This window comes from Selenomonas sp., assembly GCF_057272215.1.
In genome coordinates, this window is record NZ_DBHIUY010000008.1 from 65,490 (window position 1) to 83,119 (window position 17,630).

Here is a 17,630-nt window from a genome sequence, read left to right on the forward strand (position 1 = left end):
CCGCCTCAGGTATGGTACTCGCCGTTGATCTTCACATATTCATAGGAGAAGTCGCACGTCCAGACCGTCGCTTCCGCGCCGCCCAAACCCATCTCGATGTCGATGACGATGTCGTGCTGCGCCATGACCTTACGCAGCGCATCCGCATCAAAGGGCGCACCCGTACCGTTCGCATAGACGGGGATGCCGCCGAACTTCACGACGGTCTTTTCGGGCGTCATAGGAACGCCCGCATAGCCAACGGCGCAGATGACGCGCCCCCAGTTCGGATCTTCGCCGAAGAACGCCGTCTTGACGAGCGGCGACTTCGCGACGCTCATCGCGACCTGCTTTGCCGCATCGAAGGACTCCGCGCCCGTCACATGCACGGTCAAAAACTTCGTCGCGCCCTCGCCGTCCGCCGCGATGCGCTCGGAAAGCCCGGTGCAGATCTCCTTGAGCGTCTGATAGAAAATATCGTAGTCGGCGTTCTTCTCCGTGATCTTCGCATTGCCCGCCGCACCGTTGGCAAGCACCGTCACCATATCGTTCGTGCTCATGTCGCCGTCAACCGAGATCATGTTGAAGGTGACTTCCGTGATCTCGGAAAGCGCTTCTTGCAGGAGGCTGCTCTCGATCGCCGCATCCGTCGTGATGAAAGCGAGCATCGTCGCCATATTCGGCTGGATCATGCCCGAGCCTTTGGCAATCGCACCGAAACGCATCTTCCTGCCGCCGATCTCGACTTCCGTCGAACACGCCTTGGAGTAAGTGTCCGTCGTGATGATGGCGTTTCCGGCATCGACGCTTCCTTGTTCGGACAAATTCGCCACGGCATCCTTGACACCCTGCTCCAGCTTCTCCATCGGCAGATGCACGCCGATGACGCCCGTCGAAGCGACGACGACATCGCCCGCAGCACAGCCGAGAGCCTTCGCTGCAATCTCCGCCGTATGCTTTGCATCCTTCATGCCCTGTTCGCCCGTGCAGGCGTTCGCACAGCCCGCATTGGCTACGATAGCGCGCGCCTTGCCGTCCTCGACCGCCGACTTGGAAACATAGACGGGCGCCGCCGCCACGGCGTTCTGCGTGAAGACGCCCGCGACGGCAGCCTCCTCTTCCGAGTAGATCACAGCGACGTCGAGATTGCCGCTCTTTTTTATGCCGGCCTTGACGCCCGCCGCCTTGAATCCCTTGGGAAATGTCACGCCTCTTTTTACTGCTGTATCGGAAAACATCTGTAATCCCCCCTGCATTACGGATAAACTGCGATATGATCCAACCCGAGCTTCTCATCGAAGCCGCAGGCGATGTTGAAGTTCTGCACGGCTTGTCCCGCCGCCCCTTTGACGAGATTGTCGATAGCGGAGAGGACGACGACGCGCCGCGTCCTCTCGTCGATGTGCCAGCCGATGTCGCAGAAGTTCGAGCCGCGCACCGCCTTCGTCGCCGGATAGCCGCCGCGTCCGAGAAGCCGCACGAAGTATTCCTCGCCGTACATCTTTTCATACGCTGCGTCAACCATATTGGGTTCGATTCCTACTTTCAGCCGCGCATAGCATGTCGCGAGGATACCGCGCGACATGGGTACGAGATGCGGCGTAAAAGACAGGATGCACGCTTCGCCCGAAAGGTCCGTCATCGCCTGCTCGATCTCAGGCGTATGGCGATGCGTAGCGACGCTGTACGCCTTGAAGTTGTCGTAAAGCTCGGGCAGAAGATTCGCCTGCTTCGCCGAGCGCCCCGCGCCCGATACCCCGGACTTCGCGTCGACGACAATGCTCGCCATGTCAACGAGGTGATTCTTGGCGAGAGGCGCGAGCGCGAGGATGCTCGCCGTCGTGTAGCAGCCCGCATTGCCGATGATCTTCGCGCCGCGAATCGCTGCGCGATTGAGTTCCGCCAGACCGTAGACGCGCTCGGCATCCTTGTGCGTATGCTTGACCTTGTACCACGCTTCATAGAGCGACGGATCGGAGAAGCGATAGTCCGCGCCGAGGTCGATGATGCGCGTATTCTCGGCCTCGAGCACCTTGCCCGCCGCCATCGCATGACCGTGCGGCAGGCCGATGAAAACGAAGTCGCTGTCCCTGCCGATGCGCACGATGTCCTTCATGCTTTCGAGAGATTCATCGTAAATGCCGCGAAGATGCGGATAGATGCTCGAAATCTTCTCCCCCGTATGGCTCTCCGACGTGATATGCACGACATCCGCCTGCGGGTGTTCGTAAAGAAGCCGCAGAAGCTCTGCCCCCGCGTAGCCTGTAGCTCCGATAATGCTTACTCTCATGTGCTCGACCGCCCCTTCCCGAATTCCTTTGTCGAACGATATTTATAATTATACATTTTATTGTATAATTATGCAATAGGTTCGGGGAATTTACTATGAAAGTCCAAGAAGTCAAGCCCGAAGGGCGCAGACTGATTGGCGAACTTTCATTAAGGGCGGTGCACAATGTCCACAAAGTGGACGTTTGTGCGTATAGTTTATCTTCTAAAACAAATTGTATAATTGCTGTTTTTGCGAAATGTATTCCAAAAAAGGACAGTATAACTTATAATAAGAACTGCATACTATTACGAATCTAAAGGAGGACGCTTTTGCCATCATGAAGAAAATCAAGCGGCTCTTGCGCTTTTCCCTCTTTCTCCTCACCGTTTTCTGTCTCGCCTTCCTCGTTACGGGCAGTGCGGCGATCTTTCGTCCCGCGTTCTTCGACTCCATGCCGAAGATGCAGGAAGCTCGCCGCCTCATCTTTCTGCGCGATGCGGTCGCTGAGCGAGTGCGCCAGCGCGAGCGCTATGTGACAATCGACGAGATGCCGGACTCGCTCCTCGACGCCGTCGTCGCCGTCGAGGACAGCCGCTTCTACTCGCACTGCGGCTTCGATCCCGAAGCGATCGCACGCGCGACGCTCGTCAATCTGCAGTATGGACGCATCGAGGAAGGCGCGAGCACGATCACGCAGCAGCTCGCCAAAAACCTCTTCCTGTCCGACGAGCAGTCCCTAGACCGCAAGCTGGAAGAAGCGCTGCTTTCGCTCGATCTTGAGATGCACTACTCCAAGGATGAAATTCTGGAGCTGTACCTCAACACGATCTACTTCGGCTCAGGCTTCTACGGCATACACGAGGCTTCCGTCGGCTACTTCGGCAGAGAGCCGCACGAGCTCGACCTGCCCGAGACCTCCATGCTCGCAGGCATCCCGAACGCACCTTCCGTCTATTCGCCCTACGTCGATTTCATGCTTGCAAAGAAGCGGCAGATCGTCGTGCTCGACGCTATGGTGCGCACGGGCTGCATCACGGAATCCGTCGCAGAATCTGCCAAGATTAAGCCGCTCTACTTCGCGCATTGATCGACGGCAGGCGCACTCTTCCTCGTCTTGACGAAAAAGAGCATGGCGACGCACTGCAGGAGCCATGCGCTGCCAAGCATCATCAGACCCATGCGGTTGTCCGACAGGAAGTAGCCGCTGACGCTCATGACGGCAGTCACAAGCGCCATCGTCTTGAGCTTCGCCTGCCACGTCATGCCATTGCCGTCGCTGAACGGGACGACGTATTTCTGATACAATTTTGTGGACGCAAACCACCGATGGATACGCTCCGACCCCTTGGCAAAGCAAAACGCCGCCAGAAGATAGAACGGCACCGTCGGCAACAGCGGCAAAACGATGCCCGCCGTACCCAAGGCGAGGGCAATCATGCCGACGCCGAGCCAAAGATAGCGCATCAAACGATTCATTGAAATCATCAAAACCTCTTTTCTCCATCATAAAAAAGCGTCCCTCCGCACGGCAGGGACGCTTTTCTTTTAGGAACCGCTGATAAAATGAAGTCGTCCAGATTTGCACAGATACGCTGTTCCTATAGCGGTCAACGTCAGCCAATCATGCAGCGCACTTCGCGCTTGCATTCTTGGGACGTTTTCGCATACGAGCCGTTGCCCAATCGCCTGCGTCCTTCGGACTTGGCTCTTGGACGGCTCAGTAAGGAGATAAACCGCAGACGTAGCGGCGCTACGTCGAGGATTGATCGACGACGAGAGGACAGCGTAGATGTGTGAAGATGGGCGGCTGAATTTATCTGTGGTTCCTTTATTTCTTTCCCTTCGCCTGCTCGTTGGCGGAGCGCTCGAAGTTCTTGTAGAACTGCTCGGACAGAATCTTATACGTTTCTGTATTCGCCTGCTCGCTCTTGTTCGCCACGATCTGATAGGTGTAGAGGAGCTCGTTCGTACCGGCACGATAAACATCGAAGAAGAATACGATGCGGCTGTTGTTCGCGACCGTCAGGACGACATAAGCGTCGGCGTCAGCGGCGACATTTTCCTTGTAGATCTTCGCGGCTTGCCGACGATCAAGCGCTTTGATATCGATGCCCGCATTCTTCTGAATGTCGGCGGCAACCATGTCATAGGAAATGACATAGCTTCTTGCCACAGAACTTGCGTCGTACATCGTCGCAAGAAGCTCTTCCTTCGACGGCGCACCCTTTGTCGGCGTGTAGAGCGGCGCGGCAAGCGCGAGACGTTTGACGCTGACGAGATCGGCATCTTCCGGTATCGTGATCTTGTCGGCATTGGCAAAGGCGACCTGCATACCGAATACGGTCAGGCAGATGAAAAGCGCTGCTTGGACAAGTTTCTTCATAATCATTTTCCTCCTCAAAATCACTGCAGGATACCATGACGGCGCAACGCCTGTTTCAGCGGTTCCAGATGCTCAGGCTCCAGTTCGGAAAGCGGCATACGCAAATGCCCCGTCTTGTAGCCCATGAGGCGCATCGCCGTCTTGACGGGAATCGGATTGACCTCGGAGAAGAGCGCCTCGATCAGATCCATGTAGTCGATCTGAATCTTCGCCGCTTCCTCAACCTTTCCCTCGAAGTACAGACGGCACATGTCGTGCGCAGCCTTTGGTGCAACGTTGGAAAGGACGGAGATGACGCCCTTGCCGCCGACGGAGAGGATCGGCACGATCTCATCGTCGTTGCCCGAATAGACGTTGAGCGCGTCGCCGCAAGCCTTGCGAATGCGCGCCACCGCCGCGAGATTGCCGCTCGCTTCTTTCGTCGCATTGATGCGCGGATGCTCGGCAAGCTCGGCATAGGTCGAGGGCAGGATGTTGACGCCTGTGCGCGACGGCACGTTGTAGACGATGCTCGGGATATTGACATTGTCAGCGATCTTCAGGAAATGCTTGACAAGGCCGCCCTGCGTACACTTGTTATAGTACGGCGTCACGAGCAGGAGCCCGTCCGCCCCCGCCTTCTCCGCATACTGCGAAAGCTGGATCGCGTACTTCGTATCGTTCGAGCCTGTGCCGGCGATGACGGGGATGCGTCCCCCGACCGTCTCGACGACGAACTTGATAGCTTCTTTGTGCTCGGCATCGCTCATGGCTGCCGCCTCGCCTGTCGTCCCTGTGACGACGATGGCATCCGTGCCGCCCGCGATCTGATCTTCGATGATGCGGCCGAACTCCTCGAAGTTCACGCCATCTTCCGTAAAGGGAGTGATGATGGCGACGCCCGCACCGGTGAAGATTGGTTCTTTCATTCCGAAATCCCCCTTGATGTTATTTCATTTGGAGAGAAACGCCGACGTATGCAGCATTTCTCTCCATTATGGCATGACGAGGGAAGAAAGTCAATCAGCAGAGCTGCCCAAAGCATGAAGAAGTCCGCCGAAAAGTCCTGCATTTTCCTTCAGCTTCTCTTCATTGCCGAAGACGCAGAGGACATTCTCCTTCATGCAAACGTCAACGACATCTGCCAGAGCGCGGATGTCATCCTGCCGCGTCGCGAGAATCTCGTCGCGCGACTTCTGGCGGTCGGCTTCCGTCACATGGCGCAGGAAGCCGTCCTGCGCGGCAAGCCCCTTGAGCTGCGGCGTGAGCGGCGCGTCAACCGTGCTGATCGTGCCGATGATGAACTTCACCATCTCGCGGTCGGACACGTCGAAACCGCGCAGGTAATCCGCCGTCTTGTCGAATACTTCGAGCGTTTCCCTGAGGTTCGGATCGCGGTACGAACCGAAGAACAGGAAGCCGATGCGATTGAACTGCGTGAACGCGCCGTACGCGCCGCCCTGCACGCGGATCTTCGTCCAGAAGTAGTCGTAGCGCAGGATCGTCTCCAAGACGCTCATGCTGCCTGTGTAGGAGAAGCCGAGGCGCAGGAAGTTCGCCGCCTTGCCCACATACTGCACGCGGCTCGACGACAGAATCCCCTCGTTCTTCGCACGCACATCGAAATGGTACACCTGCGGCTCTGCCTTCGCCTGCGGCAGGCGGCGGCAGAACTCCGCGGCTTCGGCGGCGAACGAGGCGTATTCCGCCTCAGCAAGCGTCACGCCGATGGTCAGACCGCCCTTTGTAAAGACGAGCGGCAGAAGGCTCGCAAGCGTCTTGGAGAGTTCTTCGAAGCGCTCTGCGAAGTGGTCGGTGAGGTCGGCGAGGAAGCCATAGTAGGACAGCATTGCCTGCTCATTGTACGCGCCTGCCGGCGAAAGATAGGAGGCGATGCGCACCGCCATGCTGCGCTGCGAGGCGCTCATGACGCGCGCCTCCAAAATGGCGCGGCACTGCCCGCAAAGTTCCTCAAGGCGATTCTTGTCGGTAAACTTGCTCTCGGTCAGGACTTCCGAAAGAAGCGAGAAAAGTTCGGGCAGATTGCGCCCGAAGGCGCGCGCGCGCACGCGGAACACCGGAATGCAGGAATCCGGCTCGCCGTTTCGGACGGCGGCGGAATTTTCGTACGATATGCCGCCCGTATGGAGGTTCGAGAGATTCGACAGCTCGGCGTACGTATGGCTCTCTGTATCGACCGCACCCAGAAGGTCGGTCAGCAGGAAGAGATACGGGATGTGTTCCTGCGGCACGCCCTGCGCATCGAAATAGAGGTTGATATAAGCGATCTTATTCGTGAAGATGTCGCTGTGTAGTACCTTGCAGCCCTCGATCTCGCGCTCGGTGAGCGGCAGCTTCTCCACTTCCCTGCGAATGTCGGAAAGCGCAAGAAGCGGGATCGTCGCCAGGGCTTCCGCTGTCTCGGGGCTTTCCTGCCGCTCCTTCAGATGCTTGTTCATCTCGATGACGCGCTTGATCTCTTCGTGTGTGAGCGCCTGCTTCTTCTTTTCCAACGCTTCGGCAAGCGCCGCATCGCGTTCAGAGGAAAGCGTCTTGCTCGGCTTCAGCACGACGAGCGAACGATGCGCATTCTTCACGAGGTACTTTTCCAAAATCTCTTCAAAGTAGCGCCCCTTGAGCCCTTCGCGCATCTTCTGAAAAAGCTCCTCGTAATAGAGGTAGATCGCAGGGTCGGCATCATAGAGCCAGCTGTTCATGATCTTGATATTGTAAACAAGCCCCTTGGGGAACGTGCCGAAGTCCGCCTCACGCGCCTTGAATTCGAGGCGGTTGATCGACGCTTCGAGCAGCGTCTTGTCGATGCCGTCTTTAATGAGGCGGCGCATCGCCTCTTCCGTCAGGCGGCAAAGCTCCTCGGCGCGCTCGGACTCCGAACCCGTGACGATGATGCTCATGTAGGGCTGGCGCAGCGCATCCTCGAAGGAAGCGCTGACATCCTTGCCGATCTTCGCGTCCATCAGCGCCTTCTTGAGGGGCGCAGCTTCCGTCTGCAGGAGAGCGTGCTGCAGGATTTCGAGCGCAAGCATCGTCTCGGCGTCGTCCGCTTCCCCCACAAGCCAGCTCAGTGCAAGGAAGGTCTTTTCCGACGTCTTCTCGCCCTCGCTGATGGAATATGCGCCTTCCTTGCGAACCATCTCACGGAAGGGCTGCTGCAAAGCGATCTCGGAATGCGGCTCGATGCGGTCGAACGCGGCAAGGTATTCGCGGTCGAGATAGGCGAGCTTTTCCTCGATGTCCATCGCACCGTAGAGGTAGATATAGCTGTTCGACGGATGGTAATAGCGGCTGTGAAACGCGCAGAAGTCCTCATACGTCAGCGTCGGAATCGCGTCGGGATCGCCGCCCGACTCGAAGCCGTACGTCGTATCGGGATAGAGTGAGAGCATGATCTTGTTCTCAAGCACATCATCGGGCGAAGACAAGGCGCCCTTCATCTCGTTGTAGACGACGCCGCTGTAGCGAAGCGGCTCTTCGGCATTGTCGATCTCGTAGTGCCAGCCTTCCTGCCGGAAAATTTCTGGCGTTTCCTTCATCGCAGGATAAAAGACCGCGTCGAGATAGACGTCCATGAGGTTCTGGAAGTCCTTGTCGTTGCGGCTCGCTACGGGGTACATCGTCTTATCGGGAAAGGTCATGGCATTGAGGAACGTGTTCAGCGATCCTTTGACCAGCTCGACGAACGGCTCCTTGAGCGGGTACTTTCTAGAGCCGCAGAGCACCGAATGTTCGACGATATGCGCCACGCCCGTATCATCGGCGGGTGTCGTGCGAAAGCTGACGGAAAAGACCTTGTTATCGTCGTCGTTTTCCAAAAAGAAAAGGCGGGCGCCGCTCTTTTCATGTACGAACGCATAGCCCTTTGCATCGATCTCCGGAACCGTCTGCTGCTTGAGCAGACGGAAGCCATGAATCATTTCATTTTCCTTGAGATTCAACTTCATAGAGGTTTATTTCATCCTTTCCAATGCACGATGCGCGATGTCCCTGCGGCAGAAAGCGTCCGCAAAATGCACGCAATCGACGCCGCGATACGCCTTCTCGACCGCCGCGCGGATGTCCGCCGCCTCAGCGACGATGTTCAGCACGCGGCCGCCCGCTGTGACGACAGCGCCGTCTTTCTCTGCTGTTCCCGCATGAAAGACGAGGCAGCCTTTTGCCGCAGCTTCGGCAAGTCCCGTGATCTCCGCGCCCTTTTCGTAGGCTTTCGGATAACCGCCCGCCGCGAGGACGACGGTCACAGCCGCGCCCGCGCTCCAAGGGATCTCGACATCGGCGAGATTGCCGTCGATGCACGCCAGCATGATTTCGACGAGGTCGCCTTTGAGGAGCGGCAGCACAACCTCCGTCTCAGGATCGCCGAAGCGGCAGTTGAACTCGATGACCTTCGCGCCGTCCTCCGTGACCATGAGACCTGCATAGAGGCAGCCTTTATAGAGGCGGCCTTCCTTCTCCATCGCACGGATCGTCGGCTCCAGGATCGTCTTCTGCACCTCGGCGACGAGTGCGGGCGGCGCGACGGGTGCAGGCGCATAAGCGCCCATGCCGCCGGTGTTCGGCCCTTCGTCGCCGTCGTAGGCGCGCTTATGATCCTGCGACGGAATCATCGCACGGATCGTCCTGCCGTCGGTAAAGGCGAGGATGGAAACCTCCTCGCCCGTCATGAATTCCTCGATGACGACGCGGCTGCCCGCTGCGCCGAACGCCTCGCCCTCCATGATCTCGTCGACAGCGGCGAGCGCTTCCGCCTCAGTCATGGCGACGACGACACCCTTGCCCGCCGCAAGTCCGTCCGCCTTGACAACGATCGGCGCACCTTCCGCCTTGACATAGGCGCGCGCAGTAGCGGCATCGGAAAACACCTCATATTTCGCCGTCGGGATGCCGTACTTCTTCATGAGATCTTTGGAAAACGCCTTCGAACCCTCGATCTCCGCCGCGAGCTTCGCGGGACCGAATGCCTTGATGCCCGCCGCCGCCAGTGCGTCGACGATACCGCCTGCCAGCGGCGCCTCGGGGCCGACGACGACGAGATCGATGCCGTTTTCCTTGGCGAAGGCGACGACTGCCGCATTGTCCGTCGGAGAGATCTGCGGCACACATTCGGCGAGCGCCGCCATGCCGGGATTGCCCGGAATCGCATAAAGTTTTTCCGTATGCGGACTATCCTTGAGCTTCCATGCGAGCGCATGCTCGCGCCCGCCGCTGCCGATGACCAAAATCTTCATCTCGTTGCTCCTTATCGTTCCATGCTGATGTTTCTGATTATTAAAATCGCTTGCAGTTCCTTGCGAATTTCTGCTATGGGCGTTCCGGCGATCATGACAATTCCCTTGTGCTCTTCGCGCATCAACGCCTGATTGACGAAGTCAATGCGTCTGGATAATTTTTTCTCCTGCTCAAAGTCAAGGCAACGCCCCACCTCACGTTGGAATTGCTTCACAAAGCCTTCTGCATCACAGGCGGTTGAAAAAATTTCCTTCTCGCGTGTATGTAAGCGCATCACCTGAAACATTCCGCTCTCCGCAAGCGCTTTTAGGTGGATCGGCAGTTTTTCTACGACGAGATCGTGATGCCGCTTATCGACGGCACGCCCGGTTCCCTTGCTTTTTCCTACGAAATAGCGATCAAGAGTACCGACATAGCTTATATCTTTAGGAACGGCAATCGCGTGGAGTTCAGCGATATATCCTTTCGCTTTGAGCTCTTTTGCAATTCTCAGCGGTGTTTCCAATGTTCGAAAGGTACCTTCCACAATGAGATTGTACTTTTGATCGGACAATACTCGACGAACTTGTTCGGTAACTGCGCTGGAAAATTCAACAGTCACCTGCACCGCATCCGTTTGTAATTCAGCCTTGATCACTTCATACTGCGGATGGAGTTCACGGTATGTATCCGGATTGATGAAAATGGCATTGGGATTTTCTTTGAGCAGCCGGTCACTGATGGTGCTTTTTCCTGCACCGGGCTGACCGCCCAACAGATAGAGTATCGGCTGCGCCACCGGAGAATATATATCTTGCTGTTTCATGATACGCTTGAGCACGCGTTCCGTTGCTTCTTCAACATCTGCTTTCGTGAAACCGTATTTCATCGTTTCAAATCCTTCAGCAGCGGGAGCATGGTCTGTAAATGATCTAAGCGCCCTTCGATATTAAGGACTTCGATCGGATCATCTGTAACCAATAAACGTCCGGCATCCTTGATCGAGCGTTCGTATAAAGCGTTTAGAAAGGGATATTTCGTTTCACGCTCCTGTTCAGAGCAAGCACGTTCGATCGCCGACTGCAGCGACCAGGCAAATTCATACAGGACTTCTTTTCTGACAGAGAGATCCCATCTGTCATATCCTGTAAATTTCAATTCCATGCTCGTTGCTCCTATTTCTCAATTTGCTCCGAAAGATATGCGGCGATGTGTTCGTCGTAGACCGACGTATGACGGAACGCCTCGCGAGCGAGTTCCATGCGCTTCATGCCGCGCACGCAGCCGTCCTTTTGGATCATTTCAGCGACCTCGTCGTAGTGCGAGGGATTCGTCACGACAGCAACGAACTTGAAGTTCTTCGCGGCGGCGCGAATCATCGCGGGGCCGCCGATGTCGATGTTCTCAATCACCTCGGCAAGCGTCACATTTGGTTTCGCCACGGTCGCGTCGAATGGATAGAGGTTGACGACAACGAGATCGATCGGCGTGATCTTGTGCTCTTTCATCTGCTGTGCGTGCTTGGGATCGTCGCGCACGGCGAGGATGCCGCCGTGGATGTAGGGATTGAGTGTCTTGACCCTGCCGTCCATGATCTCGGGGAAGCCCGTGACGTCGCTGACGTAGAGCACGGGGATGCCCGCATCGCGGATCGCCTTCATCGTGCCGCCCGTCGAGACGATCTCGACGCCGGCATCATGCAGCTTGCGTGCGAACTCGACGACGCCCGTTTTGTCCGATACACTGATGAGAGCACGCTTGATTTTCATGGTCAACCTCCACCTTTCGTCTACAACAAACAAATAGCTTATTCCAAAATCGTCACATGGCGGCCTTCCACCTTGAGCCGCCCATCCACATAGAGCGCGATGGCGCGCGGATAGAGGATATGTTCCTGCTCCAGCACCCGCGCGGCAAGCGTATCTTCCGTATCGTCATCCATGACAGGCACAGCCGCCTGCAAAATGATCGGCCCCGAGTCCATGCCCTCGTCGACAAAGTGAATCGTGCAGCCCGAGACCTTGACGCCGTAGGCGAGCACGTCGCGATGGGCGTGCGCCCCGCCGAAAGACGGCAGGAGCGACGGATGGATGTTCAGGATGCACCCGCAGAACTTGCGCACGAAGTACGGACTCAAGATGCGCATGAAGCCCGCGAGCACAACGAGCGTCACGCCCGCCTCTTCGAGCGCCGCGACAAGCTTTTCCTCGAACTCCTCGCGCGTCGCACACGCTTTGCGATCGACGCAACGATGCGTGATACCCGCCTGTGCCGCACGCTCCAAGGCTTTCGCCTCGGGCTTGTCTGTCAGCACGACGGCGATCTCCGCGCGGATTTCGCCCTGCTTCTGCGCCTTGATGATGGATTCGAGGTTCGTGCCGCGCCCCGAGCACAAGATGCCGAGCACTTCCCTACGCATCGAAAACCCCGCCTTTGATCGTCACATCGTGTGCGCCCTTCTTGACGCAGCCGATCTCGTAGACCTCCTCGCCCGCCGTCTCAAGATGCACGAGAATCTTCGCAGCCTCCTCGGGCGCGGCGATGATGACCATGCCGATGCCCATGTTGAACGTGCGGTACATCTCATGTCCATCGACATTGCCCCACTCCTGCAACAGGCGGAAGATCGGCGGCGTCTGCCAGGCGGAAGCATCGACTTCCGCCGCAAGATGCTCAGGCAGGGCGCGCGGGATATTTTCGTAAAAGCCGCCGCCCGTGATGTGCACCATGCCATGAATGTCGAACTTCTCGATGAGCGGCAGACACACGCGCGGATAGAGCCGCGTCGGCGTCAGAAGCTCCTCGCCAAGCGTCTTTTCAAGCTCGGGGAAGGTTTCCGCCCCCGTGAAGCCCTTATGCTCGAAGCAAATCTTGCGCACGAGCGAGAAGCCGTTCGAGTGAACGCCCGAGGACGGCAGCGCGAGCAGCACATCGCTCTCCTTGACGCGTTCGCTCGTGATGATCTTCGACTTCTCGACGACGCCGACGGCAAAGCCCGCGATGTCGTACTCGCCGTCCGCATAGAAGCCCGCCATCTCCGCCGTTTCGCCGCCGATGAGCGCACATCCCGACTCCTTGCAGGCGGCGGCGACGCCCTTGACGACGGCGGCTACCTGCTCGGGGACGAGCTTGCCGACGGCGAGGTAGTCGAGAAAGAAGAGCGGCTCTGCGCCCTGCACGAGAATGTCGTTGACGCACATGGCGACGGCGTCCTGCCCCACGGTATCGTGCTTGTCGAGCATGAAGGCAAGCCGAAGCTTCGTGCCCACGCCGTCCGTGCCCGAAACGAGCACCGGCTCCCTGTACTTCGCTGCCTGCAGCGCAAAGAGACCGCCGAAGCCGCCGAGATCGCCGAGCACTTCGGGGCGGTACGTCGCACGCACGCTGTCCTTGATGAGCTTGACAGATTCATTTCCTGCGTCGATATCGACGCCCGCATCACGATAGGTAAGTTTCTTTTCCATTCTGCCTCCTCCACACAAGACGCCGCACAAATGTCACTTTTGCACATTGTGCGCACATCTCGCATGAATCAAAAAACCGCAAAGAAATACACAAACCCACCGCCATTCGAAAGAATGGCGGCGGGCTGCCGGCTATTATCTCTCCTCGCCCGTCAGGCGGCGCAAGATCTCTTTGTAAGCGTCCTCCACGTTGCCGAGGTCGCGCCGGAATCTGTCCTTGTCGAGCTTCTCGTTCGTATCGCTGTCCCAGAAGCGGCAGTTGTCCGGCGAAATCTCGTCGGCAAGAATGATCGTGCCGTTCTTGTCCCTGCCGAATTCCAGCTTGAAATCGACGAGCGTAATCTTCTTCGTCTTCAAATGCGCCATCATGATCTCGTTGACCTTCAAAGCCTGACGCTCAATCTCACGGATCTCCTCATCCGTCGCCATCGCCATCGCCTTGATGTGGTAATGGTTAATCATCGGATCGCCAAGCTCATCGCTCTTATAGTAAAGCTCCACGATGGGAATCGCCATCTTCGTGCCTTCTTCAAGGCCGAGGCGCTCGGCAAGACTGCCTGCCGCGATGTTGCGCACGACGACCTCAAGCGGAATGATCTCAAGCTTCTTGACAATCATCTCACGGTCGCTCGGCATGCTGATGCAGTGATGGTCGATACCGTTCTTCTTCAGGAGGTCAAAGAAAAATGACGTGATCTTGTTGTTCATGACGCCCTTGTCGACGATCGTGCCCTTCTTCGCGCCGTTGCCTGCCGTCGCATCGTCCTTGTAATAGACGAGCAATTCGTCGGGATTCTCCGTTTCGTACATGATCTTTGCTTTGCCTTCGTACAGAACCTTCTTGCTCATGATTTCCTGTCCTCCGTTGAATTCCTACTGATTGACCTGCGATGCGACGCGCGCCGCCTTCTTCGCCACGCCTTCCCGGAGCTTCTCGCGATACCCTTCGAGCTGCTTTGCAACAGCAGCGTCTTGCGCACCGAAGATTTCGAGGGCGAAGACCGCCGCATTCTTCGCGCCGTTGACCGCCATCGTCGCGACGGGGATGCCCGACGGCATCTGCACCGTGCTCAAGAGCGCGTCGAGGCCGTTCAAAGGCGTCGCGTTGATCGGCACGCCGATGACGGGAAGCGTCGTATAGCTCGCGATGACGCCCGCCAAATGCGCCGCCGCCCCCGCCGCTGCAATGATGACGCCGACGCCGTTTTCACGCGCGTTTTCGGCATACTCATGCACCTTCGCGGGCGTGCGGTGCGCTGACGCCACGATGACGTCGACCTCGACGCCGAACTCCTTGAGAAGCTCCACCGCCGGCTTCATGATCGGCCAGTCCGAATCACTTCCCATAAAAAGAGCTGCTTTCATGAAAGATCCCTCTCCTTTTTAGGAAACGCTGATAAAATGAAGTTGCCCAGATTTGCACAGATGCGCTGGCTCTCTCTAGGAGACAAACCACAGGCGTAGCAGTGCTACGCCGAGGATTGGTCGACGACGAGAGGACAGCGTAGACGTGTGAAGATGGGCGGCTGAATTTATCAGTGGTTCCTTTACTTGCCCAATCAAATTGTATGATAGCAGATGAAAGGAAATACTGTCAATATCCGTACTTCCTTAACCGCTTCGTCCGTCGAGCGTACTTTCGAGCGCTTTCTTGAGCCTGCCTTCCAGCTCGACAAGCTCGGCTTCCGCCGCGCGCCTTTTCGCCCTGCCTTCCTGCTGGATTTTCAGCGTCTCCTCGATCGTCGTCACGAGGTCGTCGTTCACCTTGCGCACCGTCTCGATGTCCACGATGCTGCGCTCGTTCTCCTTCGCCGTCTCAATCGTGCCGACCTTGAGCATTTCTGCATTCTTCTTCAAAAGATCGTTCGTCATCTCATTGACCGAGTGCTGCATCTCAAGAACCTTCTTCTGATTCGCAAGACCGAGCGCTATGACCATCTGATTCTTCCATAGAGGAATCGCGTTATAGATCGCGCTCTGCACACGGTCGATGAGAACCTTGTCGTTGTTCTGTATGAGGCGAATCTGCGGAGCCGTCTGAATCGAGATCGTCTTGCTGATCTTGAGATCATGCACCTTTTTCTCGAAACGCTCGACAGCACTCTCGAAGTCGCTGACGACCTGCGCCGCCATCGGATCGCTCGACGCGGCGGCCTGCGCACGCAGCTTTGGCAGCGTGACTTCGCGCATCTCCTGCATCTTCTCTTCGCCCGCGCGAATGTAAAGCTCCAGCATCTTGAAGTACTCAAGATTCTTTGCAAAGAGACCGTCGAGCATCGTGACATCCTTCATCATGAGCATACGCGCCTTCTGCAAGGAAGTCTTGACCTTCTCGACCTGCACGGACACCTTCTCATAGCCCTGCATCATCGTCTCCGCCTTGCCGACGAGGGAGCCGACGAGCGGCAGCTTCTTCAAAAAGCCGCCGTCTGCCGTTTTCGGCTCGAATCCCTTGACATTTGCCAAAAGCTCTCCCAGAAGATCGCCAACGTAGCCGCTGTCCTTCGCCCGCACATTACTCAGGATACTGTCCGAGAAGTCGGCAATATTCTTCTGCGCCGCCGTGCCGAAGTCGATGATCGCCGCTGAATCCGTGAGGTCGAGTTCGTCCTTGATTTTCTCTACTTCAGCACGCTCCGTCGGCGTCAGCTCCTCGACCGCCTGCGCGATGCGTGCAAGCTCCTTTTCCGGCTCGATCTCCGGCGCCGCTTCCACGTTCTGCTGCGTACGCTTGCTCAAAAGATCTTCCAGATTGATTTCCGCCATGTCGCCCTCTCCTTACTCCCCATCACAATAAGAAAAATAAAAATCATCCACAGGCATGAAGAGCCAACGCACCCCCTCGATGAAACCGACGAAAATCGGCAGCCCCGTCCAGAGAAATGCAATATAGCCAACGCCTTGAAAATTCTTGCCAAGAAAAAATTTATGCGCGCCGAAGCCGCCGAAAAATATGCCAAGAAGCGACGCCTTGATCTTGCGGCGTACGACCTGCCAGTAAAGTTCCTGCGGTATAGCGCTCGTACCACGTGCGAGGCTCGATATCTTTTGCAAAAAAACCGACGCCGCACCTGTATCGTACACCGAGCGCACCCCGCCGCGACGTACGAACGGCTGATCATCCACAGCGGATAGAGCGTCCGTCTTGCCCGTCGCCTGTCCCTTCATCGAATGCTGCAGAACTTCAATCTCCGCATTGAGATCCAAAATCTGATAGTTGAGAACACGCTCGAACTCCGCCTCATACGCTGTACGCAGCGAAAAAAGCATATCCTTGACGCGCGCCTTCGCCTGCACCACCTCGTCGGAAGCAAGCTGCGTATCCTCAAGTTCGAGATACTGGCGCAGCATGACGACCGCCTTCTCCTGGTAGATCTCGATGAAATCCTCCGCTGCTGCGATGCGTTCAGGATTGCGCTCCAAGTAGCGCAGCATATTGCCCGCGACATGCTGCAGCGATACGAGTTCCTGCGTCATCTCGCGATCCTTGATCTCTTGGCGTAACGTTTGCAGCGCATCGTAGTCATTGACCGCTTTGGAAAAACTCGATGCAAAAAGCTTGGCACGCGCCTCCGGCAAGTTCTGCAGACGCGCTTTTTTCAGCTGCAGCCGCTGCTTCTTGCCGCGCAGACCTATCGCATAAAAAAGCGAAGATCCGCTCAGAAAAAGCATGACGCCAGCTTCCCAGATTTTCCCCTCATAGCCAAGCCAAGCGCCAATCCCAAAAGTGGACACACAAAAAATGAAAAAGAGATAGAACATTCATCCACCTCCACCAAAACACCTTTCTACATTCTCTCGTTCTTATTCCCCAAAGCCCATGAAAAATCCTGCTCCATAGACGAACTTCTTCTGTCCAAAACACATTTCTGTTTTCCCTTTGCAAATCTGGGTAACTGTATTTATCAGCGCCTTCTTTACAATCCACGCGCACAAACGTCTACTTCGTAGACATTGTGCGCCGCCCTTACAGAAACCTAGCCAATCGGTCTGCGCCTGCGGCTTGACCTCTTGGGGTTTCATGGTAAGCTACACGCACAAACGTCCACTTTGTGGACATTGTGCGCCGCCCTTACAGAAGCCTAGCCAATCGGTCTGCGCCTGCGGCTTGACCTCTTGGGGCTTCATAGTATGGTAAAAATTTTCTCTTTCCCTATTGCATTTCTGAAATCCTCATAGTATAATACCTATTGTTGTCGGGATGTGGCTCAGCTTGGTAGAGCGCATCGTTCGGGACGATGAGGTCGCAGGTTCGAATCCTGTCATCCCGACCATTTTTGTTAAAGGAAGCAGCCGCAGGGCTGCTTTTTTGTGTTCCATAAAGAAG

At 56.6% G+C, this 17,630-nt stretch carries 17 protein-coding genes and 1 tRNA gene; 2 read left to right on the forward strand and 16 right to left on the reverse strand.

The features are described from left to right. Window positions 1-5 precede the first annotated feature (5 nt). A complete protein-coding gene (argJ, locus tag ACO5Z0_RS08420; protein ID WP_485649928.1) occupies window positions 6-1,217 on the reverse strand; it encodes a bifunctional glutamate N-acetyltransferase/amino-acid acetyltransferase ArgJ in 1,212 nt (403 codons plus the stop codon). 17 nt (window positions 1,218-1,234) lie between these two features. Next, a complete protein-coding gene (gene argC, locus ACO5Z0_RS08425) occupies window positions 1,235-2,269 on the reverse strand; it encodes an N-acetyl-gamma-glutamyl-phosphate reductase (RefSeq protein WP_485649929.1) in 1,035 nt (344 codons plus the stop codon). Between the two features lie 319 nt (window positions 2,270-2,588). On the opposite strand from argC, the gene ACO5Z0_RS08430 reads away from it, so the two are divergent. Beyond that, window positions 2,589-3,338 (forward strand): transglycosylase domain-containing protein, encoded by a 750-nt coding sequence (locus ACO5Z0_RS08430; protein ID WP_485649930.1) that lies wholly within the window; start codon window positions 2,589-2,591, stop codon window positions 3,336-3,338. Here the strand turns inward: ACO5Z0_RS08430 and ACO5Z0_RS08435 are convergent. From ACO5Z0_RS08435 to ACO5Z0_RS08500, 14 genes are all read right to left on the reverse strand, one after another. Then, entirely contained in the window at window positions 3,323-3,727 is a 405-nt protein-coding gene (locus ACO5Z0_RS08435) for a YbaN family protein (protein WP_485649931.1), read from the reverse strand. The two genes, ACO5Z0_RS08430 and ACO5Z0_RS08435, sit on opposite strands and share 16 nt — an antisense overlap. A 352-nt stretch (window positions 3,728-4,079) precedes the next feature. Continuing rightward, entirely contained in the window at window positions 4,080-4,634 is a 555-nt protein-coding gene (locus ACO5Z0_RS08440) for a coenzyme F(420) biosynthesis enzyme (RefSeq protein WP_442673857.1), read from the reverse strand. Between the two features lie 20 nt (window positions 4,635-4,654). Then, window positions 4,655-5,542 carry a 4-hydroxy-tetrahydrodipicolinate synthase gene (gene dapA / locus ACO5Z0_RS08445; RefSeq protein ID WP_485649932.1) on the reverse strand — a complete coding sequence of 296 codons (888 nt, stop codon included), beginning with the start codon at window positions 5,540-5,542 and terminating at the stop codon, window positions 4,655-4,657. 90 nt (window positions 5,543-5,632) lie between these two features. Then, on the reverse strand, window positions 5,633-8,575 hold the full coding sequence (locus ACO5Z0_RS08450) for an insulinase family protein (RefSeq protein WP_485649933.1): 2,943 nt from the start codon (window positions 8,573-8,575) through the stop codon (window positions 5,633-5,635). Between the two features lie 6 nt (window positions 8,576-8,581). Then, entirely contained in the window at window positions 8,582-9,859 is a 1,278-nt protein-coding gene (purD, locus tag ACO5Z0_RS08455; protein ID WP_485649934.1) for a phosphoribosylamine--glycine ligase, read from the reverse strand. A gap of 11 nt (window positions 9,860-9,870) precedes the next feature. Then, on the reverse strand, window positions 9,871-10,728 hold the full coding sequence (locus ACO5Z0_RS08460; RefSeq protein WP_485649935.1) for a zeta toxin family protein: 858 nt from the start codon (window positions 10,726-10,728) through the stop codon (window positions 9,871-9,873). Then, entirely contained in the window at window positions 10,725-11,003 is a 279-nt protein-coding gene (locus ACO5Z0_RS08465; protein WP_442673993.1) for a chaperonin, read from the reverse strand. Before ACO5Z0_RS08465 ends, ACO5Z0_RS08460 begins: the two co-directional genes overlap by 4 nt. 11 nt (window positions 11,004-11,014) lie before the next feature. Then, complete coding sequence (locus ACO5Z0_RS08470; protein WP_265071240.1) at window positions 11,015-11,608, reverse strand: IMP cyclohydrolase; 594 nt, start codon at window positions 11,606-11,608, stop codon at window positions 11,015-11,017. Between the two features lie 38 nt (window positions 11,609-11,646). Then, window positions 11,647-12,258, reverse strand: coding sequence for a phosphoribosylglycinamide formyltransferase (gene purN, locus ACO5Z0_RS08475; RefSeq protein WP_485649936.1), 612 nt, complete (start codon window positions 12,256-12,258; stop codon window positions 11,647-11,649). Continuing rightward, window positions 12,251-13,303 carry a phosphoribosylformylglycinamidine cyclo-ligase gene (purM, locus tag ACO5Z0_RS08480; RefSeq protein ID WP_485649937.1) on the reverse strand — a complete coding sequence of 351 codons (1,053 nt, stop codon included), beginning with the start codon at window positions 13,301-13,303 and terminating at the stop codon, window positions 12,251-12,253. The genes purN and purM overlap by 8 nt, the downstream gene beginning before the upstream one ends. Window positions 13,304-13,438: 135 nt before the next feature. Then, window positions 13,439-14,152: a phosphoribosylaminoimidazolesuccinocarboxamide synthase gene (gene purC, locus ACO5Z0_RS08485; RefSeq protein ID WP_485649938.1), complete on the reverse strand. Its 714-nt coding sequence runs from the start codon at window positions 14,150-14,152 to the stop codon at window positions 13,439-13,441. Window positions 14,153-14,176: 24 nt separating this feature from the next. Beyond that, a complete protein-coding gene (gene purE / locus ACO5Z0_RS08490) occupies window positions 14,177-14,668 on the reverse strand; it encodes a 5-(carboxyamino)imidazole ribonucleotide mutase (protein ID WP_442676950.1) in 492 nt (163 codons plus the stop codon). Between the two features lie 246 nt (window positions 14,669-14,914). Then, a complete protein-coding gene (locus ACO5Z0_RS08495; protein ID WP_485649939.1) occupies window positions 14,915-16,069 on the reverse strand; it encodes a toxic anion resistance protein in 1,155 nt (384 codons plus the stop codon). A 12-nt stretch (window positions 16,070-16,081) separates the two neighbouring features. Then, complete coding sequence (locus ACO5Z0_RS08500; protein ID WP_485649940.1) at window positions 16,082-17,065, reverse strand: 5-bromo-4-chloroindolyl phosphate hydrolysis family protein; 984 nt, start codon at window positions 17,063-17,065, stop codon at window positions 16,082-16,084. 435 nt (window positions 17,066-17,500) lie between these two features. Here ACO5Z0_RS08500 and ACO5Z0_RS08505 point away from each other — a divergent pair. Next, a tRNA-Pro gene (locus ACO5Z0_RS08505) sits at window positions 17,501-17,577 on the forward strand. Window positions 17,578-17,630 lie beyond the last annotated feature (53 nt).